The following is a 25,491-nucleotide window of genomic DNA, read 5'->3' on the forward strand; positions in this document are numbered from 1 at the left end:
GATGAGTTACATAGACTCGGCGAGTTGCGCACGGTTTCTGCCGCCCGACTTTGCTGCGTACAGCATCGTGTCGGCCCGTTCGAGCCACGCGGTGAACGTGGCGAAGGACGCAGATAGTTCAGCGACACCAAAGCTCGCCGTTACGTGTATCGCCCCGCCGCCGGGGATCGCCATCGGATGCTCGGCTATGTTCTTTCGGAGTCGCTCGGCCACGACGAGGGCTGCTGCTCCTGTAGTTTCGGGCATCAGGAGCGCGAATTCCTCCCCGCCCAGGCGACCGAACAGATCGCACGGGCGTAACGTCGTTTCGGCGATGCTGGCGAACTGCCTCAGCACGTGATCACCGATCGCGTGTCCGTGGGTATCGTTCACTCGCTTGAAATGGTCGACGTCGATCATGACCAGCGAGCTCGCCCGCCCGTACCGAAGCGTGCGTTCCATTTCGCGTTGCGCCTGGTCGACGAAGCCACGCCGGGTCAGCGCCCCTGTAAGATGATCGACTTGTGCGATCAGCCGCAATTCGAGCTCGTCACAAACGATGTTCGCGAAATTGCTGAGGATCGCGATGTCCGCGGGGCTGAACCGTCTTGCCCTGGTATCCATCGCGCACAGCGCTCCGATGTTATACCCGTCGGGCGTACGTAGGGGAACGCCCGCATAGCTGCGCACATACGGAGGGCCCACGACAAGTGGGCTGTCGGTGAATCTCGGGTCGTCCAGGACGTTTTCGATGACCAACGGGTCACGCTGCTGGATCGTATGCGTGCAGAAGGATACGGCGCGAGGCGTTTCGCTCTGGTCCACGCCGCGTCGCGCCTTGAACCACTGACGATCACGGTCGACGAGCGTCACGGTTGCCATGGGCACCGCCAGGACCGTGCGGACGAGCGTGACGATCTTCTCGAACGGCTCTTCGACCGCGGTGTCGAGCACGTCGAGACGACGCAAGGCCGCGACCCTGCCGTCGTCGTCGAGCAACAGGGCGTCATCCATGAGCGGGTGCCTTCATCATCGCACGGATCGCAACGGTCAGGTCGTCGGCATAGCTGTCTACCAGCGTGCGTATGCTCGCATCGACAAGATCCTCGCCAAGCCCGGCCGCGCGCAAGCTGGCGATCAGTTCGGCGAGATGGGCTTGGTGGCGGTGTACGCTAGCCAACAGTTCGGCGGGTATCTCGAGTGGTTCGGCCACGCTGGGGGTAGGCTGGAGTTGATCGATGCGCACTTTCGGCCTTTCCTCGCGGTGCCGAGTCTTTACAGCGGAACGGTTAACAGAGCTCAAACGCGCTGGTTGGGCAACACCACGAAGCGGTGACGTCCGCTCGCTATTCCGTCGAGTCGTCCGCTTACCAGGGCCTCACGCCGCTCGTGACGGTTTATCGCTTCCGAAAGAAAATGCCCTGCCGAATCAGAAGATTGGCAGGGCATCCCAAGATCTCCGACTATTCGATACCGCGAGCCGTTGTCGCTAGGGCTGAATGGGCCGTGAGGTATCCGCTTACTTTAGCAAACGGCTAAGATTTTTATTTCTTCGAGCCGTTTTCGCCCGATGCCTTCGATACCGCCGTTCCAGCGGACTTCACGTCTTTGCCAACGCCGTTGACCGTGTGACAGCCGGCCAGCGCCAACCCCGTAGCAACCAGTGCCAGTGCAAATGCATTCTTCATACTTGGTCTTCCTCGTTCAGTGTTTGAGGTGGATCGTACCAGCGCGGCGAGCGCGGCTGATTGTTGGTTGAGATTTCACGGTACCAGCGGTGGTGGCGGCAACGTCGGTACCGGCTTCGGGCACCGCAGCTCCCGAAATCTTGAGAATAGCCTCCGCGACCGAGACCTTGGCTTTGCCAGCAGAGTCATCGGTATCATTACTCATGCGCGGCCATTCTCTACTTGGTTTTGTCAGCTCCGACGATCTAGCGTGAGCGAAGCGACTGCAATAGATCGCGTTGTATCAATGCTTTAGTATTTTCAACAGGGTACTCCGGTCCTGTCGAGAGGCTGGCCTGTCCCGGCTGGCCCGGTACATGCGTCCATGTGGTTGCGTCGGGCGCTATATCGTGTCGACCGTGGGGGGAGCAGCGTCCTCCGATCGCCTCCCGTGTCGAACCCGCGGGCACGGGCCCAGGCAGCCGCCGCAACCCTGCGATTGACGCCGATCTTGCTGTAGACGCGCGCGACGTGGTTTCGGACCGTGTTGCCGCTTACGTTCAGCGTGCGCGCCATCGTCTTGTCGTCCATCCCCTGGCAAATCAACGCAAGGACATCGCGTTCGCGCGCGGTCAGCTCGTTCAGGCCTGAGGGGACGATGTCGCACGCCGGTTCGGCCCGAAGCGCCAGATTGTCCAATATGGCGTGACTGAGCCACCTCGACTCCGAGATAGTCGCTTCGATCGCGGCGGCTAGATTTCGCTCGTCTATCCGACGGTCGGTGACGTCCTGAAACGTCCATAGAGAGTAGCTTCGATCGGATATCAGGATGGTGGCTTCGGAGACGTTGCATTCGAGGAAATGTCCGCACTTGGCACGGACCACGCCCGACGCCAGTCCCGAGGGCCAGATATCGATGTCGTCGGCTGATCGACCGGCTAGCTCGTCGGGTGGATAGCCGATCAGGGAGCAGAGACTCTCGTTCGCGACCTTGACCATGCGGTCGGCCTTGTCGATGATCATCATGCACGCCGACGAGCTCGCAAACGCGGTTTCGATGCCTGTTAGAAGCTGATCATGGCGGCGTTCGGTTTCCTGCCATGCCTCGATGTCCGTCAGGGTAAACAGCATGCAGGGTTGGCCGGCGACGGTCACCGGCTGACCTGCAACGATCACGCGCCGGCATGTCCCGTCGGACAGCATCAGGTCCGTCTGGAGTTGCGGAATCGTTTGCGCCGCGATGAGCGCGTGCCTTGCCAGTGCACGGTCCGCTGAGCCGTTGAAAATATCCCGCTCGTACATCGAACGCCTCAGCCAATCGTCATCCGTGCTGTCCGTCAGTGCGAGGAAGCTGCGATTGACCATGACGTAACGCAGATCGCGCAAACTACAGACGATGGCGGGAGCCGGGTTCGACTCGAGGGAGCATTCAAGGCGTGTTGCATTGTCGGGCGCATGCCACACCGTCTCCGCCAGGGAGTGATCAGTTCGTGTGAAGATATCCAAGCAGTCGTTCGTCATGGTCGCCCCTCGCCGTCACGAAGATACGCGTAAATTGCTCGATAGATGATGTGAATAATCTGTCACTCGAACAATGCCCCATTTTGATACTTTCGAACCTGTTTAGAAGTTCGCTATCTGTACTACAGATAGCAGAAACGGTATTGACTAAATATCACCTAAAATTGGTTCTATTAACCACAGATCGGTTCAAACAGTAGGTTCGTGCTATTTGGATAGATCAAAATAGACTATAAGTTTAATAGTAAAGTGCGCACTGTATCACGATAGATATACAATTAGCTCCATAAACTCATCTATCCATTCATACTTCACGCGACACGGCACCACGATCATCCGCCACCATCATCTCGACCGGGGTGTCTCCGATCGGTCCAGGCGATTGGTCTTCATCGGTATGCGCAAACAGCCAGCGACCAAGAAGCCCAGCAACGGCGGCACCGCTCAGCGGCGCAATCCAGAACAGCCACAGCTGCGATAGCGCCCACCCACCGACGAACAGTGCAGGACCGGTGCTGCGCGCCGGGTTCACCGACGTATTGTCGATCGGGATCGAGATGAGGTGGATCAAGGTCAGTGCCAAACCGATGGACAGCGGCGCAAATGCCGCAGGAGAGCGTTCATCGGTGGCGCCGAGAATGACGGTCAGGAACCCGGCGGTCAGTAGTGCTTCGGCGAGGAACGCGGTTGCCGCGCTGTATCCGCCCGGAGAATGCACGCCATAGCCATTCGCGGCGAACCCGCTGCCGACCAGATCGAACCCTGCGGTACCCGTCGCCAGAGCAGCAAGCGCCGCGCTGCCCAATATGCCACCGATGACTTGGGCAATGACGTAGCCCGGCAAGTCGCGGGCGGGAAACCGCCCGGCCACCGTCAAGCCCACACTAACGGCCGGATTGAAGTGGCCACCCGAGATGAAACCGACGGCAAACGCCATCGTGAATACTGTAAGGCCGAATGCCAAGGCCACGCCAGCCATGCCGATCGTGCCGGGAACGCCCGTGCCTGCTGCGAGTACGGCAGCACCACAACCGCCCAGGACCAGCCAGAACGTCCCGATAACTTCCGCTGCCAACCGCCGGGCCGTAGCGATGCTGCGAGGGCGAGCGGGCAGATCGGCGGACGTGCCGATCTTTGGAACGCGCTTTAGGTAGGGACTATCGACCATGTCTTTACGCCTTCATCGGGCGCATCGACGAGCGCCTGTCGGTCTTGGGGATCGCGGGCGGGGCACGGCGATCACTGCCCCCACCCGCTATTCGAGGCGGTCTCCCTGGCGGATTACTTGCCGCGCAGGGTGTTGAAGACCGCGATACCGAGCACGCCAGCCACAGCCGCGGCGGTTAACGGGCGTTCCTTCGCGAATTGGCGGACATAGTCGATCAGCGGACGGATATTGTCCTCGACGACGTCCTTGGCCTGTCCGACCGTCTTCTGGATGGTACCACCAAGCTGATCCGCCGCGCCTTCGCCTTGCACCGACTTGTCGCCGAGCGCGCCGCCAAGCGTTTTCTTGAGCTTGCCGTTGGCGTTGTTTGCCGTGCCGGCAAGGGTATCGATGTTCATTAGCATTCCTTTGTTTTCATGGCTAGACGAAGATCAGATCAGGGGGCGGTCGGTAGAGCCCTGCCTGTCGTCACGGTCGTCCTGACGGTCGAGATTGCTGTCCGACTGACGGTCCGTCGGAGCTATGCCGAAAGGCGCCGTCTCCGTACGGTCTCCGTTGATCGCCCGACCGGGGTTCGAGGTGTCGTCGGTCGACTTGGCGCCATCCAGCATGCGCTTGACGGCATTCCCCGCCGCGTCACGACCGCCCAGACCGAATGCGAGGGCGAAGGCCACCGCGATCGCACCGAGCAGCAGCCCGAACGCCATGTTGATGATGTCGTCCGCCAGACCCATGAAGCGCAGACCGATAGCGGTGCCGAGCACGATGATCGCGATCCGCACGACGGGGGCGGCAACGCGCGTGCCCTGGTCGCCGTTACGCTCGATCGCGTGCGCCACGAAGCGGGCGATGACGACCGATGCGAAGATGATGATCGCACCGAACACGACCTGCCCGAACAGCGTCAGCACCTCGGCCATGATCTGCGAGCCATAGGCGAAGTTCAGCTGGCGGAACGCTTCCATCAAACCGAAGACGAGGATTGCGACGAACGCGCCGGTGCCGACGGTCTTAGATGGCACGAACGACGGACCGGTCGACTGGCCGGTGGTGCCGAGCTCGCGGTTTTCCGTGTTGCCGAAGATGCCGATCGAACCGATCGTCCGGTCGAAGCCGGTCGTTGCCAGGAACTGCGTCAACAGACGCGACGCGAACTTGGCGATGACATAGGCGACGGCCAGGATCATGCCGGCGGCGATGACGTGCGGGATGGCGTCGAGGATGATGCGCAGCATGGCGGTTGCCGGCTGCGAGATCGCCGCGATGTTCAGCGTGTCGAGCGCCGCGATCGAAACCGGAATGATGATCAGCGCGAACACGATGCTGCCGATGGTGCGTGGCAGCATCGTCGGATCGGCTGGCGTGGCGGCACCGACATGGGTCGAGAAACGCTCGACATGGCTGGCCGTGATGACCGCCTCGACCGCCTTCTTGGCGACCTTCGCGAGCACATAGCCCAGGAAGAAGATCAGCCCGGCGCCGATGATGCGCGGTACCGCCCGGCCGAAGCCCTGCAGCATGTCGCCGAGCGGACCGGTTGCGCCGGCGAGACCCAGTGGCTGCGTCGCGAGGAACAGCGCGATCAGGAGGACCACCCAATAGGCGGCATCACCGACCTGCGCGCCGATCGTGGTCGGGTTGCGCGGGTTTGCGTTCGGCTCGTTGGCGTGGATCGCGAGCGGCGTCTTGTTGACGAGCTTGGCGACGCCCCACTTCACCGCGCGGGCGATCGCCCACCCGACCAAAAGGATGAGCAGCGCCGCGATGATCCGCGGCGTCCAGATCTCGACATAGCTCCAGGCTTGCGCCCCAAAATCGCGCGTGTTCGATACGACCGTATCGCCCGCGTAGGTTACGTCTTGCATGATTGTGTCCCTTGAAACCCTCTACGGGGCCTGACGTCTGCCGTTGCGCGGCACCGTGCGCCTTTGGGGGGCGGTGCCGCGGTTCCGGATTAGAGCGGTGATGCCGGGTCGGTCAGGATGCCGCATGCAGCAGCGGCCTTGCCGACCTCGAGCGGTACTTTGGGATCCTTGACCTGGCCCGATACGCGAACGAAGTCGCTGACCGTCAGGCGACCCGGCGTCGTGTCACCCGCGCGCGATGCCTTGGCCGCGCGGCCGAGTTGCTGGAGTTGACCAAGCGACAGGTTTGCCTCGAGCCGGTCGCCGACGCACTGCGACTGCGCAGGCTGGAAACCGTAACCCTCCAGTGAGGTCGCGATTTTCGCCGACGGATTGACGCACGCTGCCAACGACATCGTCGTAGCGCCGACGACGAAGATTGCGGCAATACGTGGAAAACTAGGACGCTGAGTCATGAAAGCCCCTCTCGGTAGGGGCCAAGCGATCGGGCCGGGATGGCCGCGATCCAACGATCCCAAGCGCCAAACCCTTCAATTCATTTAAAAGTTTCTAGTATTGTTAACCAGTGATCAGGTAGATAAATACTATGCAGCGATCGACGATCGTCGGCTTAGCGCGGGACCGCGCTTGCCCGATCGTGTGGATGCGCCTCGAACCTGGGCAGCGGAACGGTCGCGGTAGCGATGGCGCGCATCACGGTCATCGACGCCGGGGACGATCGCCGATCAGCTTGGCCAGCGTCGGTTCGATCGCTTCGGCCATCATCCGCTGGCCACGCGTGTCCGGGTGGAGTGGCTTTGCAGGCTGCGGCATGCGGGGATCGTAGAACAGCGCGTCGTTCAAGGTGCCGTCGGGTCTGCGAAAGACCGCGCCGATATCGAGAAAGCCGACGCGGGGATCGGCTGCATAACGCCGTGCGAGAGACGTGTTGATCGCCGCATCGGTAGCCGATTTCGCGGGAGAAATTCCGGTTGGCAACAGTCCGAGCAGCAGGATCTTCGCTTTTGGCAGGCGGTTCTTGAGGTCGTCTACCACCGCCTCGATCCCGGCCTGGGTCTGTGTCGCGGTTCGGCCGGCGGCATTGGTATCGTTGGTGCCGATCAGCAGCACGACCGCTTTGGGATGGATACCCGCGACCTCGCCGTGGCGAAGGCGCCACAAGACATTGTCGGTCATGTCCCCGCTGAAGCCGAGGTTCAGCGCTTTGCGCGGTGCGTAGAAGGTTGCCCAGATCGGCGCGAAATTCTCGTCCGGCGGGGTGGCCTTGTCGTAATTGTTGGTAATCGAGTCGCCGATCAGCACGACGGAGGGATCGGGGTGCCGGGCAAGCGTAGCGAGGACGGCCGCATGCCGATCGGCCCACCATTTCAGATCCAGACGGGCGACAGGGACTATCGGTGCGGTCGCGACCTGCCGCGCCACGACGGGTGCCGTCGTCCCGAGAAGAAGGGTAGCGAGCGGCAGGAGGAGGCGGTTCATGGCTATGACCTTTCATGTTCGATGGCGGTCTCGCTCGGCGCGTACCAGCCAAGCGCCTGCGAAATCTCCGTCGCAATTCGCTTCAGCGCAACCAGCGCTTCGTCCGCGGAAATATGCGGGGTCTCGTCGATGACCTCGAGGAACGGAATGGTCAGTGCGGCGACGATATGGCCGTCATAGCCGAAGATCGGGCAGCTGATGTCGGAGACACCGCTCATCCGGGCACTGCGGATCGATTCATAGCCGCGCTCGCGGATCTCGGCGAACGGTGCATCGAGCGCGACGCGGGTTGCTCGATCCGTCGTTTTATCGAGGATGGCGGATCGTGCGTCGGCCGCCATGAACGCGAGGAGGACGTGACCCGAGCAGTTGGTCGCCAGGGCTATGCTGGTACCGAGCCGGACGGCGAAACCGGTCGGGCCGGGGCTTTCCTGCCGGAGAATGATCAGCCCGGAGGTGCCGTTGACGACGACGAGATGACAGGATTGCACCGCGATCGCGGAAAGCGCCTGCATTAGGGGCGCGGCGACGTGCGTCAGTTCCTGCGCCGGGGTCGCGCGGTGGGCGGTTTCGAGCAACTGGTAGGTTACGCGGTAGCGGTCGCTGGCGGGGTCTTTGCGCAGCCAGCGACGCCGGTCGAGCACGACGATCACGCGGAAGAGTTCGCTGATCGACCGTGACAGGCGGGCAGCGATTTCGCTGACCGTCAGGCCGTTCGGCTCGCGCGCGAGAAGTTCGATGATGTCGATCGCCTTCTCCAGTGCGGGCGCAGAATACACGCGCGGACTGGCGCTGTTGGTATCTGGCAAAGACGGCGGCGGAGGGCGAGGCGGCATGGCGGAGGCGATCGTGATTGTAAGCGCGATCCTTATGCCGCAAGCGCGCGGGGTCGACACAACAATCTTTCATATCTGAAAGTTGGTGGCGGGGACGCTCGCTTGCTAGGGACAGCCGTACGCCGCGGCCTCGGGATCGATGCGCCAACTATTGGAGATGCCGCATGACGATCGCCTCGACGCTCGATTTCCGCGAGGCTGCACGCAAGCGACTGCCGCGGTTCCTGTTCGATTATGCCGACGGTGGTTCCTATGCGGAGGCGACGCTCGCGCGCAACGTGAGCGACCTGTCGGGGATCGCGCTGCGCCAGCGGGTGTTGCGCGATGTGTCCGACCTCGACCTCTCGACGACGCTGTTCGGCCAGCACCAGGCGTTGCCGGTCGGGCTCGGGCCGGTCGGGATCGCGGGCATGTACCATCGCCGCGGCGAGACTCAGGCGGCGCGGGCCGCGCATGCCGCAGGGGTGCCGTTCTGCCTGTCGACGGTGTCGCTTTGTTCGCTCGGCGAGGTAGTGAAGGCGGCGCCGACCGGGCCGACCTGGTTCCAGCTCTACGTCATCCGCGACCGGGCGTTCATGCGTGATCTGTTGGCGACCGCGAAGGCGGGAGGCGCGAAGGCACTGGTGTTCACGGTCGACATGCCGGTGCCGGGCGCGCGCTACCGCGATCAGCATTCGGGAATGTCGGGGCCGCGCGCGCCACTGCGCCGGATGTTGCAGGCGATGGGGCGTCCCCGCTGGGCGTGGGACGTGGGCTTGCACGGGCGGCCGCACCAGCTCGGCAATCTGGAGCCGGTGCTGGGCAAGGCGAGTGGGCTGAACGATTACATGGGCTGGCTCGGCAGCAATTTCGATCCGTCGATCGCGTGGAAGGACCTGGAGTGGATCCGCGACGGTTGGGACGGGCCGCTGATCATCAAGGGCATCCTCGATCCGGATGACGCGCGCGAGGCGGCGGCGATCGGTGCGGACGGGATCGTCGTGTCGAACCATGGCGGCCGGCAACTCGACGGCGTGCTGTCGAGCGCGGCGGCGCTGCCGGCGATCGCGGAGGCGGTGAAGGGACAGCTGACGGTGCTGGCGGATTCGGGCGTGCGGTCGGGGCTCGACGTGGTGCGGATGCTGGCGCTGGGGGCGGACGGCGTGCTGCTCGGCCGGGCGTGGCTGTATGCGCTGGCGGCGCGGGGCGAGGCGGGGGTGACCCAGTTGCTGACGCTGATCGAGCGGGAGATGCGGGTGGCGATGGCGCTGACGGGGGTGCGGTCGATTGCGGAGATCGACCGGGGAATTCTGGTCTGAAAGCGGAGCCTCTCAAGGCTCGCTTCACACTCACGCACGCTGCTTAAGTTAACCACCCCGGCGAAGGCCGGGGCCCAGTTGGAAAGGTCGTCATAATGTAGGACGGTCCCTAGTTACCTCCGTCCCCCCCAACTGGGCCCCGGCCTTCGCCGGGGTGGTGGCAACATCGGGAGGTCCTGCGAGCTCCCCAGTGCCTCGATACAGAGCTCAGTGGATCGTCGGCTGCACGACATCCCCCGACAGCGTCCGCCCGGCCTTCATCGCGAACGCCAGTACCACCAGGAAGCACACGGCCGGCACGAGCATCGCGGTATCGATCCCGGCGAGGTCGGAGATATGCCCCATCAGCCCGGTCAGCACCGCGCCGCCGATGATCGCCATGATGATCAGCGAGGCGCCCGCGCGACGGAGCGGGCCCAGCCCGTCCATGCCGAGCGCGAAGATCGTCGGGAACTGGATCGACATGAACAGGCTGGCGAGCACCAGCGCGTACAGCCCGACCTGCCCGCCGACGAGCCCGGCGACGCTCGCCAGCAGCGCGCTCACGACCGCGAAGATCGCAAGCAGGCGAGGGGGCGCGATCCGGTCCATCAGCGCGGTGCCCGCGAGCCGGCCGATCCCGAACAACACGAGGCTGGCGAAGAGGTAATCCGCGGCATCGTGCTCGGCCATGCCGGGGACGTTCGCCTGCGCGTAGCGGATCGTATAGCTCCAAATGCCGACTTGCGCGCCGACGTAGAAGAATTGTGTCACCGTCGCGAAGATCAACCGCGGATGGCGGAACACGTCGACGAACCGCGACGGTGTGCCGACGGTCTCTTCCGCGCGATGCTCGGGAAAGCGGATCACCGCGGCGGCGACCGCGAACAGCAGCACGACCAGGCCGATCACCAGATAGGGCGTCTGCACCGCGACGACTTCGCTGCGATAGAAGGCCTCGCGCGCCGCCGGGCTCATCGCCGCGACCGCGCTCTCGTCGTGGACGATTGCCGACAGGATGAAATACTTGCCGATCAACACGCCCGCGACGGTCCCGACGGGGTTGGCCGCCTGCGCCCAATTGAGCCGTTTGGCCGCGGTCGTCGGGTCGCCCAGTTCGGTCATCAGCGGGTTCGCCGACGTTTCGAGGAACGCCAGCCCACACGCGATCACGAACAGCGCGGCGAGGAAATACAGATACTCCCCGTAATGCGCCGCGGGATAGAAGAGCAGCGCACCCGCCGCATACAGCACCAGCCCGGTGACGATCGCGGTCTTGTAGCCCTTTGCCCGCGTCACCAGCGCGGCCGGCACCGCGAGCAGGAAATAGCCCATGTAGAAGGCCTGTTGGACGAAGCTGGTCTGGAAGTCGGTGAGCGTGAACGCCTTCTTGAACTGCGCAATCAGGATGTCGTTGAGGTTGTTCGCCATCCCCCAGAGGAAGAACAGCGCGACCGTCAGCACGATCGCCGGCACATATTTCCTGTCGGCGGTCGTTCCGCTCATGATCCACTCCTGATTATGTTTTTTGTTAGTCTATCGCGCGATCGAGATGGGTATAGCCGCCATCGACATAGAGCCACTGCCCGGTCGTGTGGCTTGCCCGGTCGGAGAGCAAGAACACCACCGTGTCTGCGATCTCGCGATCTTCTGTCATGCGGTGGCCGAGCGGGATGCGCGCGACGATGCCGTCGAGCTTCGCCTGCGGATCATCGAAACTGTCGATCCAGCGCTGGTAGAGCGGCGTCATCACCTCGGCGGGGATCACCGCGTTGACGCGAATCCCGTCGCCGCGCAGGGCGACCGCCCATTCACGGGTCAGCGCGAGTTGCGCGCCCTTGGCGGCGGCATACGCGCTGGTGTCACCCTGGCCGGTGACCGCGGTCTTCGACGAGATGTTGACGATCGCGCCGCCGGTCTTGCGCAGATGCGGCACCGCGTGATGCGCCATCGCGAAATAATGGACGAGGTTCTGGTCTAGCGAGGCGCGAAACTCAGCCGGCGTCCGGCCGAGCCCGATATTGTCGTTGGCGCCGGCGTTGTTCACCAGCCCGTCGATCCGGCCATAGCGCGCGACCGCCGCCTCGACCGCCGCCGCGCACGCATCATCGTCGGACAATTCGGTCGCGACGAACAGGTGCTCGGCCGCGAAGTCCTCGGGCGCGCTCCGCGACACGATCACCGGGATTGCGCCTTCCTCGGGCAACCCCCGCGCGATGGCGAGGCCGATACCGGCCCCGCCACCCGTGACGATCACGACCTTGCCGTCGAGCCCGAGCTTCACCCGGCGAACCGATAGTCGATCAGCGACTGCGGCTTCATCTCGATCGAATAGCCTGGCAGCGTCGGCGGCATGTAGGCTGCGTCACGGATCACGCAGGGGTCGACGAAATGCTCGTGGAGATGGTCGACATACTCGATCACGCGCCCGTCCTTGGTCCCGGAGAAGCAGAGATAGTCGATCATCGAGAGATGCTGGACGTATTCGCACAAGCCGACGCCGCCGGCATGCGGACAGACCGGCAGGTCGTACCGGGCCGCGAGCAACAGCACCGCCAGCACCTCGTTGACGCCGCCCAGACGGCAGCTGTCGATCTGCACGACGTCGATCGCACCTGCCGCCATGAACTGTTTGAACATGATCCGGTTCTGGCACATCTCGCCGGTCGCGACCTTCACCTCGCCGATCGCTTCGCGGATCGCCTGGTGGCCGAGGATATCGTCGGGGCTGGTCGGTTCCTCGATGAACCACGGTTTGGCGAAGGCGAGCGCGTTGACCCATTCGATCGCCTGCGGGACGTCCCACACCTGGTTCGCATCGATCATCAGCTTGCGGTCGGGCCCGAGCACCTCGCGCGCGATCGTCAGGCGGCGGATATCGTCCTCCAGATCGCGACCGACCTTCAGCTTGATATAGTCGAAGCCGGCATCGACCGCCTCCTGCGCGAGCCGACGCAGTTTCTCGTCGGGATAGCCGAGCCAGCCCGCGGACGTGGTGTAGCAAGGGAAGCCGGTCGCTTCGAGATCGGCGATCCGCTCGGCCTTGCCCGCCGCGCGGTTCGTCAGCAGCGTGATCGCGTCTTCCGGCGTGATCGCGTCGGTCAGGTATCGGAAGTCGATCGTGCGGACCAATTCCTCCGGCGTCATCTCCGCGACGAGCCGCCAGACGGGCTTGCCGACCGCCTTGGCCCACAGGTCCCAGATTGCGTTCACGACAGCGCCGGTCGCGAGGTGGATCGCGCCCTTGTCGGGGCCGATCCAGCGCAACTGGCTGTCCCCGGTCAGATGCCGCCACATCCGCCCAGGATTCTCGATGATCCAGTCGAGGTCGAGCCCGATGACGAGATGCCGCATCGCCTCGATCGCCGCGACGCAGATGTCGTTGCCGCGGCCGATCGTGAAGGTCAGGCCGTGGCCTTCGAGTCCGTCCGTATCCGTCTCCAGCACGACATAGGCGGCCGAGTAGTCCGGATCGGGGTTCATCGCGTCCGACCCGTCGAGCCCCGCGCTGGTCGGGAAACGAAGGTCGATCGTGCGCAGACCAGTGATGGTCGTCATGCGGCGGCGACCATCGTCTGCGTCTGTTCGCCGAGGCCCTCGATGCCGAGCCGTACCGTCTGGCCCGCACGCAGATACACCGGTGGCTTCTGGCCCAGGCCGACGCCCTTCGGCGTACCGGTCGAGATAATGTCGCCCGCCTCGAGCGTGCAGAAGTCGCTGAGGTAGGAAACGATCGTCGCGACGTCGAAGATCATGTTCGCGGTCGTGCCGTCCTGATAGCGATGGCCGTCGACTTCGAGCCAGAGGCCCAGCTTTTGGGGATCGCCGACCTCGTCCGTGGTAACGAGCCAGGGGCCGATCGGCCCGAACGTATCGCAGCCCTTGCCCTTGTCCCACGTGCCGCCACGCTCGAGCTGGAACGCACGCTCGGACACGTCGTGGACGACGCAATAGCCGGCGACGTGCGACAGCGCGTCTTCCTTGGCGATGTTGCGGCCGGGCGTACCGATGACGACGCCGAGTTCGACTTCCCAGTCGGTCTTCTCCGAGCCACGCGGGATCTCGACATCGTCGTTCGGGCCCTGGATCGCGCTGGTCCACTTGTTGAACACGACCGGCTCGGCGGGGAGGGCCATGTTGCTCTCGGCGGCGTGGTCCGAATAGTTCAGGCCGATGCAGATGAACTTGCCGGTCCGCGTGACGCACGGCCCGATCCGCGGCGCGCCGTCGACCTTGGGCAAGGTCGTCACGTCGAGCGCTGCGATCTTCGCCAGCCCTTCGGGCGACAACAGGTTACCGGCGAGATCGCCAAGGTCCGCGGGCAGCGCGCGGATCGCGCCGTCCTGATCGAGGATGCCGGGCTTTTCCTGGCCGCGCGGGCCGTAACGCAATAATTTCATCGGATGATCCTTAGTTGACCCAGCCGCCGTCGATCACGTGGACCGCGCCGGTGGTGAAGCTCGATTCGTCGCTGGCGAGATACAGGAACAGCGCGGCGATCTCTTCGGCGCGTCCCAGCCGGCCCATCGGCTGGCGCGCGACGAACGCCGCGTCGGCCTCGCTGACCGAAATGCCCTGCGTTCCCGCCTGCGAGACAATGCGTTCGCGGAGGGAAGGGGTCTCGATCGTGCCGGGGCACACGCAGTTGCAGCGAATTCCGCGGCCGACGAAATCGGCTGCCACGGCCTTGGTCAGGCCGATTACCGCTGCCTTCGATGCGCCGTAGGCGTAGCGGTTGGGGATGCCCTTCACGCTCGACGCGATGCTGCTCATGTTGACGATCGCACCGCCGCCGCGCGCGAGCATGCCGGGCAGGAACGCGCGGGTCATGCGGTGCATCGCGTGGACGTTGAGGTCGAACGACAGCATCCAGTCGTCGTCGCTGCCTTGCAGGATGTCGCCCGCTGCAACGAAGCCGGCGACGTTGGCGAGAATGTCGATGTCGCCGATCGTTGCGGGCAAAGCGGCGATCGCGCTTGCGTCGAGCAAGTCGACGACGAGACGGTCGACGCCGTCGATCGCCTGCAGCGCATCGTCGTCGCGGTCGAGTGCGAAGACCCGTGCGCCCTCGTCGCGGAAGCGTTCGGCGGTGGCGCGGCCGATGCCTTGTGCCGCCGCGGTCACTACCGCGGTCTTGCCGGACAGTCTCATTCCATCTCCTGCGCGTGTTGTGCGTTTCGTTGGTTTTATTAGTCAAAGTGACTTTTGAAAAGGGGCGGCGGCGCTATGGTCGCGGTAGTACGCCGTATCGAAGGAATTTCCGTGACGTATCGCATCGTGACCGCGCTGGACCTCGCTGATGACGCAGCCCTGATCGCCGCCTATCGCGAACGCCACGCGCCGGGCGCCGTGTGGCCCGAGGTCGTGCGCGACATCGTCCAGCGGGGCTATCGAGAGATGGAGATCTGGCAGGTGGCCGACCGGCTCGTGATGATCGCGGAGGTCGAAGACGATTTTCCACGCGCGGCCGACCCAGCGTTGCAGCCGGTCGTCGCGTCCTGGGAGACGGCGATGGACGTTTATCAGAAGCCGATCGCTGCGGACGGGCCGAAATGGGCGGTGATGGAGCGGATCTTCTCGCTCGCGGACCAGGCCGCCGGCTGATCTTTTTCCGGTTGATGCCGTTAAGGCGTGAGCGTCACGAAACTGTCCATCACGCGCTTGCGGCCGGACTGTTCGAAGTCGATCTCCAGCTTGTTGCCTTCGATCTCTGCAATCAGCCCATAGCCGAACTTCTGGTGGAACACGCGCATGCCGAGCGAGAGATCGTCACGGCCCTTGTTGCCTAGGCTGATCGCGCTCGACCGGCTTTCGACGACGCGGGCGGGCTTGGTGGAGAAAGTGCTGCCGGTGCCCGACGCGCGTTGCCAGCCGGGGCCTCGGCCCGTGCCACGAGCGACATCTGCGAACGGATCGGCCCGGTCGGACCAGTTGGCTTGCCAAAGGCTCGCGCCGCCGGACATCGTGGTTTCCGTGTCGATGTGTTCGGCGGGGAGTTCGGCGACGAAGCGCGAGGGGATCGACGAGTTCCACTGGCCGTAGATGCGGCGGTTGGCGGCGTGGATGATGACCGCCAGTCGCCGGGCACGGGTTATCGCGACATAGGCGAGGCGGCGTTCCTCCTCCAGGCTCTTCACGCCGCCTTCGTCGAGCGAGCGCTGCGACGGGAACAGGCCCTCCTCCCAGCCGACCAGGAACACCGTGTCGTATTCGAGCCCCTTGGCGGCGTGGATGGTCATGATCGTGACCTGCGGATCCTGCGCGCCGCCCTCGTTGTCCATCACCAGCGACACGTGTTCGAGGAACGCGCCAAGTGAGTCGTACTCCTCCATCGCGCGGACGAGCTCGCTGAGGTTCTCCAGGCGGCCGGTGGCCTCGACCGATTTCTCGGCCTGGTACATCGCGGTGTAGCCGCTCTCGTCGAGCAACTGCCGCGCGAGTTCGGCGTGCGGCAGGCTGGTCGCCATGTCGCGCCAGCGCGCGATGTCGCCGACCAGCCGGCCGAGCGATTTCTTCGCAGCCCCGGTCAGTTCGTCGGTGTCGAGGATGCGCGCGGCGGCGGTGGTCAGCGGCGTACCGGTGGCGCGCGCGAGCTGGTGGATGCGCGCGACCGCCTTGTCGCCGAGGCCACGCTTGGGGACGTTGACGATGCGTTCGAAGGCGAGGTCGTCCGCGGGCTGGTTGACCACGCGGAGGTACGCCAGCGCGTCGCGGATTTCGGCGCGTTCGTAGAAGCGGAAGCCGCCGACGATCTTGTACGGCATGCCGATCGCGATGAAGCGGTCCTCGAACTCACGCGTCTGGTGCTGCGCGCGGACCAGGATCGCCACCTCGTCGAGGCTCTTGCCCGAGCGGCGGACGATGTCGATCTCCTCGCCAACCCGCCGCGCTTCCTCAGGGCCGTCCCAGACGCCGATGACCTTCACCTTCTCGCCGACGTCACGCTCGGTCCAGAGCTGCTTGCCGAGCCGCCCGCCGTTGTTGGCGATCACGCCCGACGCGGCGCCGAGGATGTGCGGCGTGCTGCGGTAATTCTGTTCGAGGCGGATGACCTTCGCGCCGGGGAAGTCGCGCTCGAACTTCAGGATGTTCTCGACCTGCGCGCCGCGCCACGAATAGATCGACTGGTCGTCGTCGCCGACGCAGGCGATATTCTTGCGCTCCTGCGCGAGCAGCCGCAGCCAGAGATATTGCGACGAGTTGGTGTCCTGATACTCGTCGACCATGATGTATTTGAAGCGCTGCTGATACTGGGCGAGCACGTCGCGGTGCGTCTTCAGGATCACCAGCATGTGGAGCAGCAGGTCGCCGAAATCGCACGCGTTGAGCGCGATCAGCCGCGTCTGGTATTGCTGGTACAGCTCGCCGCCGCGGCCGTTGGCGTAACGCTCGCTCTCGCCCGCATCGATATCGGCGGGGACGAGGCCCTTGTTCTTCCACTGGTCGATCAGCCCGGCGAGGCTGCGCGTCGGGAAGCGCTTTTCGTCGATGTCGGCGGCGAGGATCAGCTGCTTGAGCAAACGCAACTGGTCGTCGGTATCGAGGATCGTGAAGTTCGATTGCAGCCCGACCAGTTCGGCATGGCGGCGCAGCATCTTCGCCGCGATCGCGTGGAAGGTGCCAAGCCACGGCATGCCCTCGACCGCATCGCCGACCAGCCGACCGACCCGCTCGCGCATCTCGCGCGCGGCCTTGTTGGTGAAGGTGACGCTCAGGATTTCGGACGGCCATGCCTTCTTGGTAAAGATCAGGTGCGCGAGCCGAGCGGTCAGCGCCGCGGTCTTGCCGGTGCCGGCGCCGGCGATGATCAGGACTGGGCCGTCGGTGGTCAGCACCGCCTCGCGCTGCGGCGGATTGAGGCCGCGGAGATAAGGCGGTTCTGCTTGCGGCGCGGACGTTTGGGCGATCTGGTTCACCGGTGAACAGGTAGGGAACGGGGGCCGATCGGGCAACCTTTGAAACGTTGCCAAACCGTCGCGCAGATGTCACGAACCGCGCCTAGGGGATGCGCAGCGACGTGGTTCGTGGTCGGAGATGCCGCACCCAGAAAGGTGTCCCGACGCGCTGGCGCCGTCGCCCGCAGGCATAGCCTTGCGGACCGCAGGACCATTTGAGGAACATCATCATGAAGCTTTTCATCAGCGTCGCTTCGGCGGCGATCGTCGGAGCGTGCCTGTTTTCCACGGCCGCGTCGGCCAGTTCCGTGCGTGAGCCGGTGTCGGTGCGCGTATCGCGTGCGGGCCTCGATCTGTCCAACGACGCAGGGCGGTCCGCATTCCAGCGTCGGCTGCGATCGGCGATCGCCAGTGCGTGCCAGCCGCGTACCAGCGGTCTCGATGCGCTCGCCGATGCGCACCAGTGCCGCAAGGAAATGACCGCCGATGCGGACGTGAAGATGGCCGCGCTGTTCGGGCGGAGCGGGACGCAACTCGCCAGCATCGGTGCGGTACGCTGAGGGCTTGAGGCGACGCGTTCCCGCGAACGATCTTTCCCACGAGGGAGAGCTTGCTGACGCTTGCCGGATGGAGGGGGAGGTCAGGGGAAACCGCTGTGCCGTGTTCACCCCCTCCGTCACCTTCGGTGCCACCTCCCCCCTGGCGGGGGAGGATCGATAAGGCGGCGTCCCATATCAGGCCGAAGCGTCGCTTGATTTGTATCTGTCATAAGATTGTCATCGTAAGGGCCGACTGCACATTCCCATGGCAACCTCCACATTTGCACCAGACGCGATGACGGCTGATTCGAGCGCGAAGGCGTCGATGCCGCACACCGGTCCCAAGCTCGACCATTCGCTGCACCCGGCGGGGCGGTGGATATTCCTCGCCGTGCTGATCGGCGGGCTTGCCTATGCCGGGTTCAGCATCGCGTTCGACACCGCGCAGGTCGGCGAGAGCCTGGCGGGCGGGGCGTTCGCGTTCCTCGCGCTGGCGCTGCTGATCGCGCTTGGTTTCGAGTTCGTGAACGGATTCCACGACACCGCCAACGCAGTCGCGACCGTCATCTACACGCATTCGATGCCCGCGCCGCTCGCGGTCGTGTGGTCGGGGTTCTTCAACTTCCTCGGCGTGATGCTGTCGTCGGGCGCGGTGGCGTATTCGATCGTGACGCTGCTGCCGGTCGACCTTATCCTCAACGTCGGCAGCGTCGGCGGGTTCGCGATGATCTTCGCGCTGCTGCTCGCGGCGATCGTCTGGAACCTCGCGACCTGGGCGGCGGGGCTGCCCAATTCGTCGAGCCACGCACTGATCGGCTCGATCCTCGGCGTCGGCCTCGCCAACCAGATCATCAACGGCGGCGGTGCGGATGGCACGTCGGGCGTCGACATGGTGCAGGTCTGGAAAGTCCTTTCCGCGCTCGCATTCAGCCCGATCATTGGGTTCGTCGGTGCGCTGTTGCTGCTGCTCGTGATGAAACTCTTCCTGCACGACAAGAAACTGTACGAGGCGCCGGAAGGCCAGACGCCACCGCCGCGCGGCATCCGTGCGCTGCTGATCGGCACCTGCACCGCGGTCAGCTTCGCGCACGGCAGCAACGACGGGCAAAAGGGGATGGGCCTGATCATGCTCATCCTGATCGGCTGCGCGCCGACCGCCTATGCGCTCAACCGGACGATGCCCGAGAGCGCGATGCCCGCATTCGTGCAGTCGGCGCAGGCCGCATCGGCCGCCTACCGCGCGCATGCCAATGGTGCGCCGGCCGACGTCGCCACCTCGCGGGCGCAGGTCACGCAGGCTCTGAAGACCAAGCACGTCGCCGACCCGGTCATCTATGCCGCGCTGGCGACGCTGTCGGACGACGTGTCGAGCCGGATCGAGGGTTATGGCTCGCTCGGCAAGGTGCCCGCCGCGGCGACCCCGAACCTACGCAACGACATGTACCTCGTGCTCGATACGACCAAGCTGATCGCCGAGGACAAAGCCGCGCAAAGCCGGTTCACGGTGCAGGAGATCACGACGCTCAAGAGCTACAATAGCGGGCTTGAGCAAGGCACGCGCTATATCCCGACCTGGGTGAAGGTCACCGTCGCGCTCGCGCTGGGCTTGGGCACGATGGTCGGGTGGAAGCGGATCGTCGTCACTGTGGGTGAGCGGATCGGCAAGACGCATTTGACCTACGGCATGGGCGCGTCGGCCGAACTGGTCGCGGCGGCGACGATCCTGCTGGCGGTTCGATTCGGCATGCCGGTGTCGACCACGCACATCCTGTCGTCGGGTGTTGCCGGCGCGAGCGTCGCCAATGGCGCCGGGTTGCAGCGGCGGACGGTCATGAACATGGCGCTGGCCTGGGTGATGACCCTGCCGGTGGCGATGCTGCTGTCGGGCGGGCTGTACTGGTTGCTGCTGACGGTAGCGCATTCGCTGGGATATTGAGCGCGATCCGTCCTCCTGACCTTCGTCAGGGTGACGGCGGTTCGTCGGGATAGGCCCGATGCCAGTGAGGTGCGGGAACAGCTTCAGTCCGCTGAGGGTTGCGGGAACGATGCAATTACGATGCTCGATATGCGGGAATTGGGACTGGCTCGCGCGCGAAGACTGGTGCGAATGTAGCCACTGCCGCCTGCTGGTCCGCGACGTAAGCGAAATCGGTGCGGTGGCGCATGACATTGTCGCACGGCTCGAAAGTGGGCTGGTGGATCTGGAGCGCGATCCGGCCGAGCGCTGGAGGCTCGATCCGGCGGGATTGCGGAATGCGGCCTGGCGGTTCGGCTTCGAAGTCGAACCCATCGATCTCGCTGACGGCTCCGTACGTTTTCCCCCGGATTACGGTCCCGGTCGAGCGCATTCGACTCCCGCGACGACCTTGCCACACGCAATAGGCCTCGGCATCATGGCGCGGCCCGCCGACGCTAACGACATCGTCGACATCGCCACGAGATACAGCACGGCGTTTACCCGCATCGTGATACTGCTCGACGCCACCGAAGACGAAGCGAGCGAACTCGCAGCACGACTCCCGTGGATCGAGGTCGCTCACCACGCCCTTGCGGGTGATTTCGCCGCGCAACGCAACCGTTTGCAGGACGCGATGCAGACCCGCTGGGTGTTGCAGATCGACACCGACGAGAGTCCCGACGCGGCCTTGCTGGACGCACTCGGCTGGCTGGTCGCGGCGGCGGATCGTGACGGGTTGCGGTCGCTCGGCCTGCCACGCCGCAATCTCGTCGATGGCGTACAGTCCGCATCCTTTCCGGACATCCAGTACCGGCTCAACCGAAGCGACATCCGCTTTGCCGGCCGCGTCCACGAGCGCCCGGTCGTACCGTTCGTCGAAACCTCGCTGGCGCTGGCCGGTGCGCTCGAACATCGGCTCGACGGCGAGCGCGTGCGCGAGCGGACGCGAATCTACGAGGCGATGTCGACCGGCGCGGGTAGGCCCGAGGACGAGGCGTTGCTGCTCGCCCCCTTCGATCCTGTCGCGGTGCGATAAACCGCGGTCGTCTGCGCGGACAGGGTATCGCGCGTGAACATCCCCGAGGCGTCGCGACTCGCTGCGGCGTAGTGTGCACGCAAAGCCGGGTCCTCGATCAGCCGCTGGACCTGCGTGGCCAGGTCGTCGCCGGTGCAGGTCTCGGCCAGCAACCCGGCGCCGCTTTCACCGATGAACAGCCGCGCGCTCGGGTCCTCGGCGCAGGCGACGACCGGTCGGCCGAACATCATCGCTTCCTGGTACACAAGGCCGAAGCTCTCGTAGCGCGAGGGTGCCACGATGACGTGCGCCGCGCTCATCAGGTCGTGCAACGTCGGTTCGTCGACACGGTGATGGCACTGCAGCCGCGTGCGCGCGGTGGACGGAAGCGCCTTCACATCGTCCGCGTGAACGCCAACAATCGTGAGGCGGAAATCGCGCATCCCGGCATCGGCGCGCCGGGCGAGGATCCTCAGCGCCATGATCAAGGCATCGAACCCCTTGCGGTGCTCGTCACGTCCGACGAACAGCAGTTCGATCGGCTGGTCCTCGGGGATATCGTCGGGATGGGCTGCAGCCGTTCCTCGGGCCACGATCTCCGGTGGCAGGCTGAGGCCGATGACCGCGTGGCGCGCGACCGGCCCGGGGGCCTCGACACCGTACAATGCTGCGATCTTCTCGCCGTGAAGCTGCGTGTTGGAGATCAGCGTCTTGCTGAACCGCGCTGCGATCCGCTCCGCGAGCATGGCCGCACGCCGATCGAACCGGTCGCGGAGGCTCGTTACCGTCTCCGCCGAGGTCGCTGCCGGGGTCGAGTTTCGCGTAACCAACGGCGCAGGACCGGTGAGTGCGATCGCCAGTCCTGGCGCATACCAGTTGGTCGCCTCGACCACGTCGAACGGCTCGCGACGGTGCTCGCGAGCAACCGCTCGGCGATATGCGAACGGCGCGACGAGGTGCCCAATTCCCGCAATCTTGCGGAGGCGCGCGGCGAACGATCCCTCGCGCAGACCACAGCCGACGACCGATACCCGGCCGTCGTGGCTGTCTTTGCGCCGGTCCATAGTGAAGACACAGACGTCGTTGCCAGATTGTGCCAACGATTGTGCAATCTCTCGCGCGGCGCGAGTAAGTCCGCTCTTTTCAGGAGGATAGGCCCAGGTGAGTAGAGCGATCCTCACAGCGATCGATCAACGAGCGAGCGAAGCGCCGCAGGGAACGTAATAACCTGCGTCAATACCGGCATGTAAAGTATCATCGGCCCGGAACTCGGCAACCCCGTGAGCGGTTCCTTACGTGAATTGCAGATGAACGGGGGAAGGGTGTTCGTACTACATATCGCGTTGCAGGGGTGTTTACGCGCAACCGACGTCGAATACGGAATCACCGCGGATACCGGGGGCCATATCCGGTACCTTCTCGATCTCGTCGCTGCCAGCGGCCGCAATCCGGCGATCGACCGGATGGAAATCGTTACCCGTGCATTCCATCATGCGGCGTATGCCGAATGCTATGCCGAGCCGATCGAGACGATCGACGGCACGACGCGTATCGTCCGATTGCTGACTGCGTCCGATGCGTATCTCGTCAAGGAAGACCTGTGGACCGAGCATGACAGCTTGGTCGAAGCGCTTGTCGCGCATATCGCCACGCTCGATCGCGCGCCCGACGTCATGCACGCGCATTATGCCGATGCCGGACTGATCGCGGCGCGTGTGTCTGCACGGACGGGCATTCCCTATGTCTTCACGGCGCATTCGCTCGGCCGGGTGAAGCTGGCCGCGTTCGATCGTGAGTGTACGGAAACCGCGGGTCTCGATCGCCGGATCGCGATCGAGGAAGAAGCCATCGCCGGAGCGGCCGCAATCATTGCGTCGTCGCGCGACGAGGCTGAAGTCCAGTATGCCGATTATGATGCGTATGATCCCGGCCGCATCCGCGTGTTCGCGCCGGGTAGCGATCTCAAGCAATTCGCGAACTGCAGCACCGATACTCGCGTCGATGCGCTGATCAACCGGTTCCTCGACGATCCCGCCAAGCCGGCAATCCTCGCGATTGCGCGCCCGGTGACGAAGAAGAACCTTGCGGCGCTCGTCCACGCTTATGGCCGGTCACCCGCGCTTCAGGCCGCGGCGAACCTCGTGATCCTGGCGGGCACGCGCGACGACAGTGCGACGTTGGAACCCGAGATCCGCGACAACATCGCTGAACTGCTCCAGTTGATCGACCGCTACGATTTGTACGGCAAGGTCGCCTATCCGAAACAGCACCGACCGGACGACATCGCCGCGGTCTATGCTCATGCCCGCACCCGGCGCGGCGTGTTCGTCAATCCGGCGCTTAACGAACCGTTCGGCCTGACCCTGCTCGAAGCGGCGGCGAGCGGGTTGCCCGTGGTCGCGACCGACAGCGGTGGGCCGAACGACATCGTCGAGACCTGCGGCAACGGCATTCTCGTCGATCCGCGTTCGCCTAGCGCCATCACCGATGCGATCCTGAAGATACTAGACGATCCGGCATTGTGGTCGCGCTACTCAGCGGCAGGATCGGTAGCGATCCGCGCCTATGACTGGGACCGCCACGTACAGCTTTATACCGGGTTGCTCGCAGAGGTCGTGAACGCCGCGCCTGCGGTCACGGACCGGAAGCCGGAATTGTTGCTGGTGTCTGATATCGACGGAACGCTGCTCGGTTGTGCCAAGGGCGTCGACGATTTCACCGCGTGGCACGACGCGCAGACCGATGTCGCGTTCGCGATCGCGACCGGGCGCAGCTTCCACAGCGCGATGGCGGTACTCGGGCAGCATGATGCGCCACGGCCGGAAATCCTGATCACCTCAGTCGGCTCGGAGATCTATTACCGGACGGTGCGCGGGGCGGTATACGACCGCGATACCGAATGGGACGGGATCATCGCCGCCGGTTGGGACCGCGAGGCGGTTGCCGCGCTGATCGGGCAACATGCCGGCCTGACGCCGCAAAGCCCGCTCGAACAGCGCCGGTTCAAGCTCAGCTATTTCGCCGATGGCGACATGGCGGCGGCCGAGCGGGTGCGCGCGCTGCTGGCGGAACACGGGCATAGCTGCTCGATCATCCAGAGCCATGGCCGCTATCTCGACATCCTGCCACATGCCGCGTCGAAGGGTACGGCGGTCGAGCACGTCCGCCGCCGCCTCGGTCTCGAACCGCGGCAGGTGATCGTCGCGGGCGACAGCGGCAACGACATCGAGATGTTGCGGTCGTCGCGTCATGCGATCATCGTCGGCAATTATTCGGACGGTTTGGGATCGCGAGCGGACCTGGCGCACGGCTATGTCGCGATCGGCCATCACGCGCGCGGCGTGATCGAAGGCGTGGCGTTCTTCCGCGATGCCGCCGCCGGGATCGACGTTGAGGGTATCAGGAAAGCATCGTGACGTCCTCGACGGTCAGCGTGCTGACGCTGGTGCGCGGACGCCGCGCGCATCTGGTGAACCTGATCGCCGGCCTCAACGCATCGACGCGCAAGCCGGACGAACTCGTGATCGCGTACATGCAGGATGCGCCGCACGCCGATCTCCCGCCGACCGACTTTCCAGTGCGCGCGGTGTTCGTCGAGGGCGACGCGATGCCGCTGGCGGCGGCGCGCAACCATGCGGCGGCGACAGCAAGTGGAGATCAACTGATATTCCTGGACGTCGATTGCGTCCCTGCGCCGACGTTGGTCAAGCGCTATGCGGCTACGGCGATCGAGCCGGGCGGTATTCGGTTGGGCGAGGTGCTGTATCTCCCTGCCGGCGCACTGGATGCCGGGCTGGACTGGGACGTGCTCGACCGGGTCGGCCTGCGTCACCCGGCCAAGCCAGCGATAGCGTCCGAAGAAATACGGCCGACGCCGAGCCATGGCGAGCTCTGGGGCCTGTCGTTCGCGATCTCCGCGGCGGACTGGGCGCGGGCAGGGGGAATGGACGAGCGCTATTTCGGCTATGGCGGTGAGGAAACCGACTTCGCCGCGCGGCTCGAGCGCACCGGCGTGCCGATGTGGTGGGTCGGCGGCGCGCGGGCGTATCACCAGCATCATGTCGTCCACACGCCCGCGTACCAGCATTTCGACGCGATCATCCGCAACGCGCGGCTGTTTCGCGCGACATGGGGGCGGTGGTGCATGGACTATTGGCTGGGGCATTTCGCCGAGCGCGGGCTGATCGCGTGGAACGCGGATACGATTACGGTGCTGCGGGGCCCGACCGCGGAAGAGGTGGCCGCGTCGAAAATGCCGCTGGAGGTTTTGTTCAGCTGAGATGCGGCGCAACG

The 25,491-nt window shown here is 64.6% G+C and carries 25 protein-coding genes; 7 read left to right on the forward strand and 18 right to left on the reverse strand.

Annotation, left to right across the window (positions count from 1 at the left end):
* Window positions 1-6: 6 nt before the first annotated feature.
* The 11 genes from AC1MH0_RS18205 to AC1MH0_RS18255 form a co-directional block, all read right to left on the reverse strand.
* Complete coding sequence (locus tag AC1MH0_RS18205; RefSeq protein WP_480963923.1) at window positions 7-993, reverse strand: sensor domain-containing diguanylate cyclase; 987 nt, start codon at window positions 991-993, stop codon at window positions 7-9.
* On the reverse strand, window positions 986-1,192 hold the full coding sequence (locus AC1MH0_RS18210; protein WP_480963924.1) for a hypothetical protein: 207 nt from the start codon (window positions 1,190-1,192) through the stop codon (window positions 986-988). Before AC1MH0_RS18210 ends, AC1MH0_RS18205 begins: the two co-directional genes overlap by 8 nt.
* Before the next feature lie 331 nt (window positions 1,193-1,523).
* Window positions 1,524-1,667: an entericidin A/B family lipoprotein gene (locus tag AC1MH0_RS18215; RefSeq protein WP_480963925.1), complete on the reverse strand. Its 144-nt coding sequence runs from the start codon at window positions 1,665-1,667 to the stop codon at window positions 1,524-1,526.
* 16 nt (window positions 1,668-1,683) lie between these two features.
* Window positions 1,684-1,872 (reverse strand): hypothetical protein, encoded by a 189-nt coding sequence (locus AC1MH0_RS18220; RefSeq protein WP_480963926.1) that lies wholly within the window; start codon window positions 1,870-1,872, stop codon window positions 1,684-1,686.
* 95 nt (window positions 1,873-1,967) lie between these two features.
* Window positions 1,968-3,167: a LuxR C-terminal-related transcriptional regulator gene (locus AC1MH0_RS18225; RefSeq protein ID WP_480963927.1), complete on the reverse strand. Its 1,200-nt coding sequence runs from the start codon at window positions 3,165-3,167 to the stop codon at window positions 1,968-1,970.
* A 304-nt stretch (window positions 3,168-3,471) separates the two neighbouring features.
* A complete protein-coding gene (gene aqpZ, locus AC1MH0_RS18230; protein ID WP_480963928.1) occupies window positions 3,472-4,335 on the reverse strand; it encodes an aquaporin Z in 864 nt (287 codons plus the stop codon).
* 113 nt (window positions 4,336-4,448) lie between these two features.
* Window positions 4,449-4,733, reverse strand: a complete 285-nt coding sequence (locus AC1MH0_RS18235; RefSeq protein WP_480963929.1) for a CsbD family protein — start codon at window positions 4,731-4,733, stop codon at window positions 4,449-4,451.
* A 33-nt stretch (window positions 4,734-4,766) separates the two neighbouring features.
* The gene (locus AC1MH0_RS18240) at window positions 4,767-6,200 is read right to left on the reverse strand and encodes a mechanosensitive ion channel (RefSeq protein ID WP_480963930.1); all 1,434 of its coding nucleotides are present in this window, start codon (window positions 6,198-6,200) and stop codon (window positions 4,767-4,769) included.
* Between the two features lie 89 nt (window positions 6,201-6,289).
* Window positions 6,290-6,655, reverse strand: coding sequence for a hypothetical protein (locus AC1MH0_RS18245; RefSeq protein WP_480963931.1), 366 nt, complete (start codon window positions 6,653-6,655; stop codon window positions 6,290-6,292).
* A 244-nt stretch (window positions 6,656-6,899) separates the two neighbouring features.
* Window positions 6,900-7,679, reverse strand: coding sequence for a GDSL-type esterase/lipase family protein (locus tag AC1MH0_RS18250; RefSeq protein ID WP_480963932.1), 780 nt, complete (start codon window positions 7,677-7,679; stop codon window positions 6,900-6,902).
* A 2-nt stretch (window positions 7,680-7,681) separates the two neighbouring features.
* Window positions 7,682-8,488, reverse strand: coding sequence for an IclR family transcriptional regulator (locus AC1MH0_RS18255; protein WP_480963933.1), 807 nt, complete (start codon window positions 8,486-8,488; stop codon window positions 7,682-7,684).
* Between the two features lie 191 nt (window positions 8,489-8,679).
* Between AC1MH0_RS18255 and lldD the strand changes: the two genes are divergently transcribed.
* Window positions 8,680-9,813 (forward strand): FMN-dependent L-lactate dehydrogenase LldD, encoded by a 1,134-nt coding sequence (lldD, locus tag AC1MH0_RS18260; RefSeq protein ID WP_480963934.1) that lies wholly within the window; start codon window positions 8,680-8,682, stop codon window positions 9,811-9,813.
* A 207-nt stretch (window positions 9,814-10,020) separates the two neighbouring features.
* Here lldD and fucP read toward each other — a convergent pair whose 3' ends face one another.
* From fucP to AC1MH0_RS18285, 5 genes are read right to left on the reverse strand one after another with little or no spacing between them, the layout of a single operon-like run.
* Entirely contained in the window at window positions 10,021-11,298 is a 1,278-nt protein-coding gene (gene fucP, locus AC1MH0_RS18265) for an L-fucose:H+ symporter permease (RefSeq protein ID WP_480963935.1), read from the reverse strand.
* 25 nt (window positions 11,299-11,323) lie between these two features.
* Window positions 11,324-12,076, reverse strand: coding sequence for an L-fucose dehydrogenase (locus tag AC1MH0_RS18270; protein ID WP_480963936.1), 753 nt, complete (start codon window positions 12,074-12,076; stop codon window positions 11,324-11,326).
* Window positions 12,073-13,350: an L-fuconate dehydratase gene (locus tag AC1MH0_RS18275; protein WP_480963937.1), complete on the reverse strand. Its 1,278-nt coding sequence runs from the start codon at window positions 13,348-13,350 to the stop codon at window positions 12,073-12,075. Before AC1MH0_RS18275 ends, AC1MH0_RS18270 begins: the two co-directional genes overlap by 4 nt.
* Entirely contained in the window at window positions 13,347-14,192 is an 846-nt protein-coding gene (locus tag AC1MH0_RS18280; RefSeq protein ID WP_480963938.1) for a fumarylacetoacetate hydrolase family protein, read from the reverse strand. The genes AC1MH0_RS18275 and AC1MH0_RS18280 overlap by 4 nt, the downstream gene beginning before the upstream one ends.
* 10 nt (window positions 14,193-14,202) lie before the next feature.
* Window positions 14,203-14,943, reverse strand: coding sequence for an SDR family oxidoreductase (locus AC1MH0_RS18285; RefSeq protein ID WP_480963939.1), 741 nt, complete (start codon window positions 14,941-14,943; stop codon window positions 14,203-14,205).
* 111 nt (window positions 14,944-15,054) lie between these two features.
* Between AC1MH0_RS18285 and AC1MH0_RS18290 the strand changes: the two genes are divergently transcribed.
* Window positions 15,055-15,396, forward strand: coding sequence for an L-rhamnose mutarotase (locus AC1MH0_RS18290; RefSeq protein ID WP_480963940.1), 342 nt, complete (start codon window positions 15,055-15,057; stop codon window positions 15,394-15,396).
* Window positions 15,397-15,416: 20 nt separating this feature from the next.
* On the opposite strand, the gene AC1MH0_RS18295 is transcribed toward AC1MH0_RS18290, so the two are convergent.
* Window positions 15,417-17,699 (reverse strand): ATP-dependent helicase, encoded by a 2,283-nt coding sequence (locus tag AC1MH0_RS18295; RefSeq protein WP_480965787.1) that lies wholly within the window; start codon window positions 17,697-17,699, stop codon window positions 15,417-15,419.
* A 218-nt stretch (window positions 17,700-17,917) separates the two neighbouring features.
* On the opposite strand from AC1MH0_RS18295, the gene AC1MH0_RS18300 reads away from it, so the two are divergent.
* The 3 genes from AC1MH0_RS18300 to AC1MH0_RS18310 all read left to right on the forward strand — a co-directional run bounded on the left by AC1MH0_RS18300 (window position 17,918) and on the right by AC1MH0_RS18310 (window position 21,219).
* Window positions 17,918-18,247 carry a UrcA family protein gene (locus AC1MH0_RS18300; RefSeq protein WP_480963941.1) on the forward strand — a complete coding sequence of 110 codons (330 nt, stop codon included), beginning with the start codon at window positions 17,918-17,920 and terminating at the stop codon, window positions 18,245-18,247.
* Window positions 18,248-18,521: 274 nt separating this feature from the next.
* Window positions 18,522-20,162: an inorganic phosphate transporter gene (locus tag AC1MH0_RS18305; protein WP_480963942.1), complete on the forward strand. Its 1,641-nt coding sequence runs from the start codon at window positions 18,522-18,524 to the stop codon at window positions 20,160-20,162.
* A gap of 109 nt (window positions 20,163-20,271) precedes the next feature.
* Window positions 20,272-21,219, forward strand: a complete 948-nt coding sequence (locus tag AC1MH0_RS18310) for a glycosyltransferase family protein (protein WP_480963943.1) — start codon at window positions 20,272-20,274, stop codon at window positions 21,217-21,219.
* Here AC1MH0_RS18310 and AC1MH0_RS18315 read toward each other — a convergent pair.
* Window positions 21,135-22,379: a glycosyltransferase family 4 protein gene (locus AC1MH0_RS18315; protein WP_480963944.1), complete on the reverse strand. Its 1,245-nt coding sequence runs from the start codon at window positions 22,377-22,379 to the stop codon at window positions 21,135-21,137. The two genes, AC1MH0_RS18310 and AC1MH0_RS18315, sit on opposite strands and share 85 nt — an antisense overlap.
* Before the next feature lie 141 nt (window positions 22,380-22,520).
* Between AC1MH0_RS18315 and AC1MH0_RS18320 the strand changes: the two genes are divergently transcribed.
* Complete coding sequence (locus AC1MH0_RS18320; RefSeq protein ID WP_480963945.1) at window positions 22,521-24,614, forward strand: HAD-IIB family hydrolase; 2,094 nt, start codon at window positions 22,521-22,523, stop codon at window positions 24,612-24,614.
* The gene (locus AC1MH0_RS18325) at window positions 24,611-25,477 is read left to right on the forward strand and encodes a glycosyltransferase family 2 protein (protein ID WP_480963946.1); all 867 of its coding nucleotides are present in this window, start codon (window positions 24,611-24,613) and stop codon (window positions 25,475-25,477) included. Before AC1MH0_RS18320 ends, AC1MH0_RS18325 begins: the two co-directional genes overlap by 4 nt.
* Window positions 25,478-25,491 lie beyond the last annotated feature (14 nt).

Source organism: Sphingomonas sp. AP28 (genome assembly GCF_056680455.1).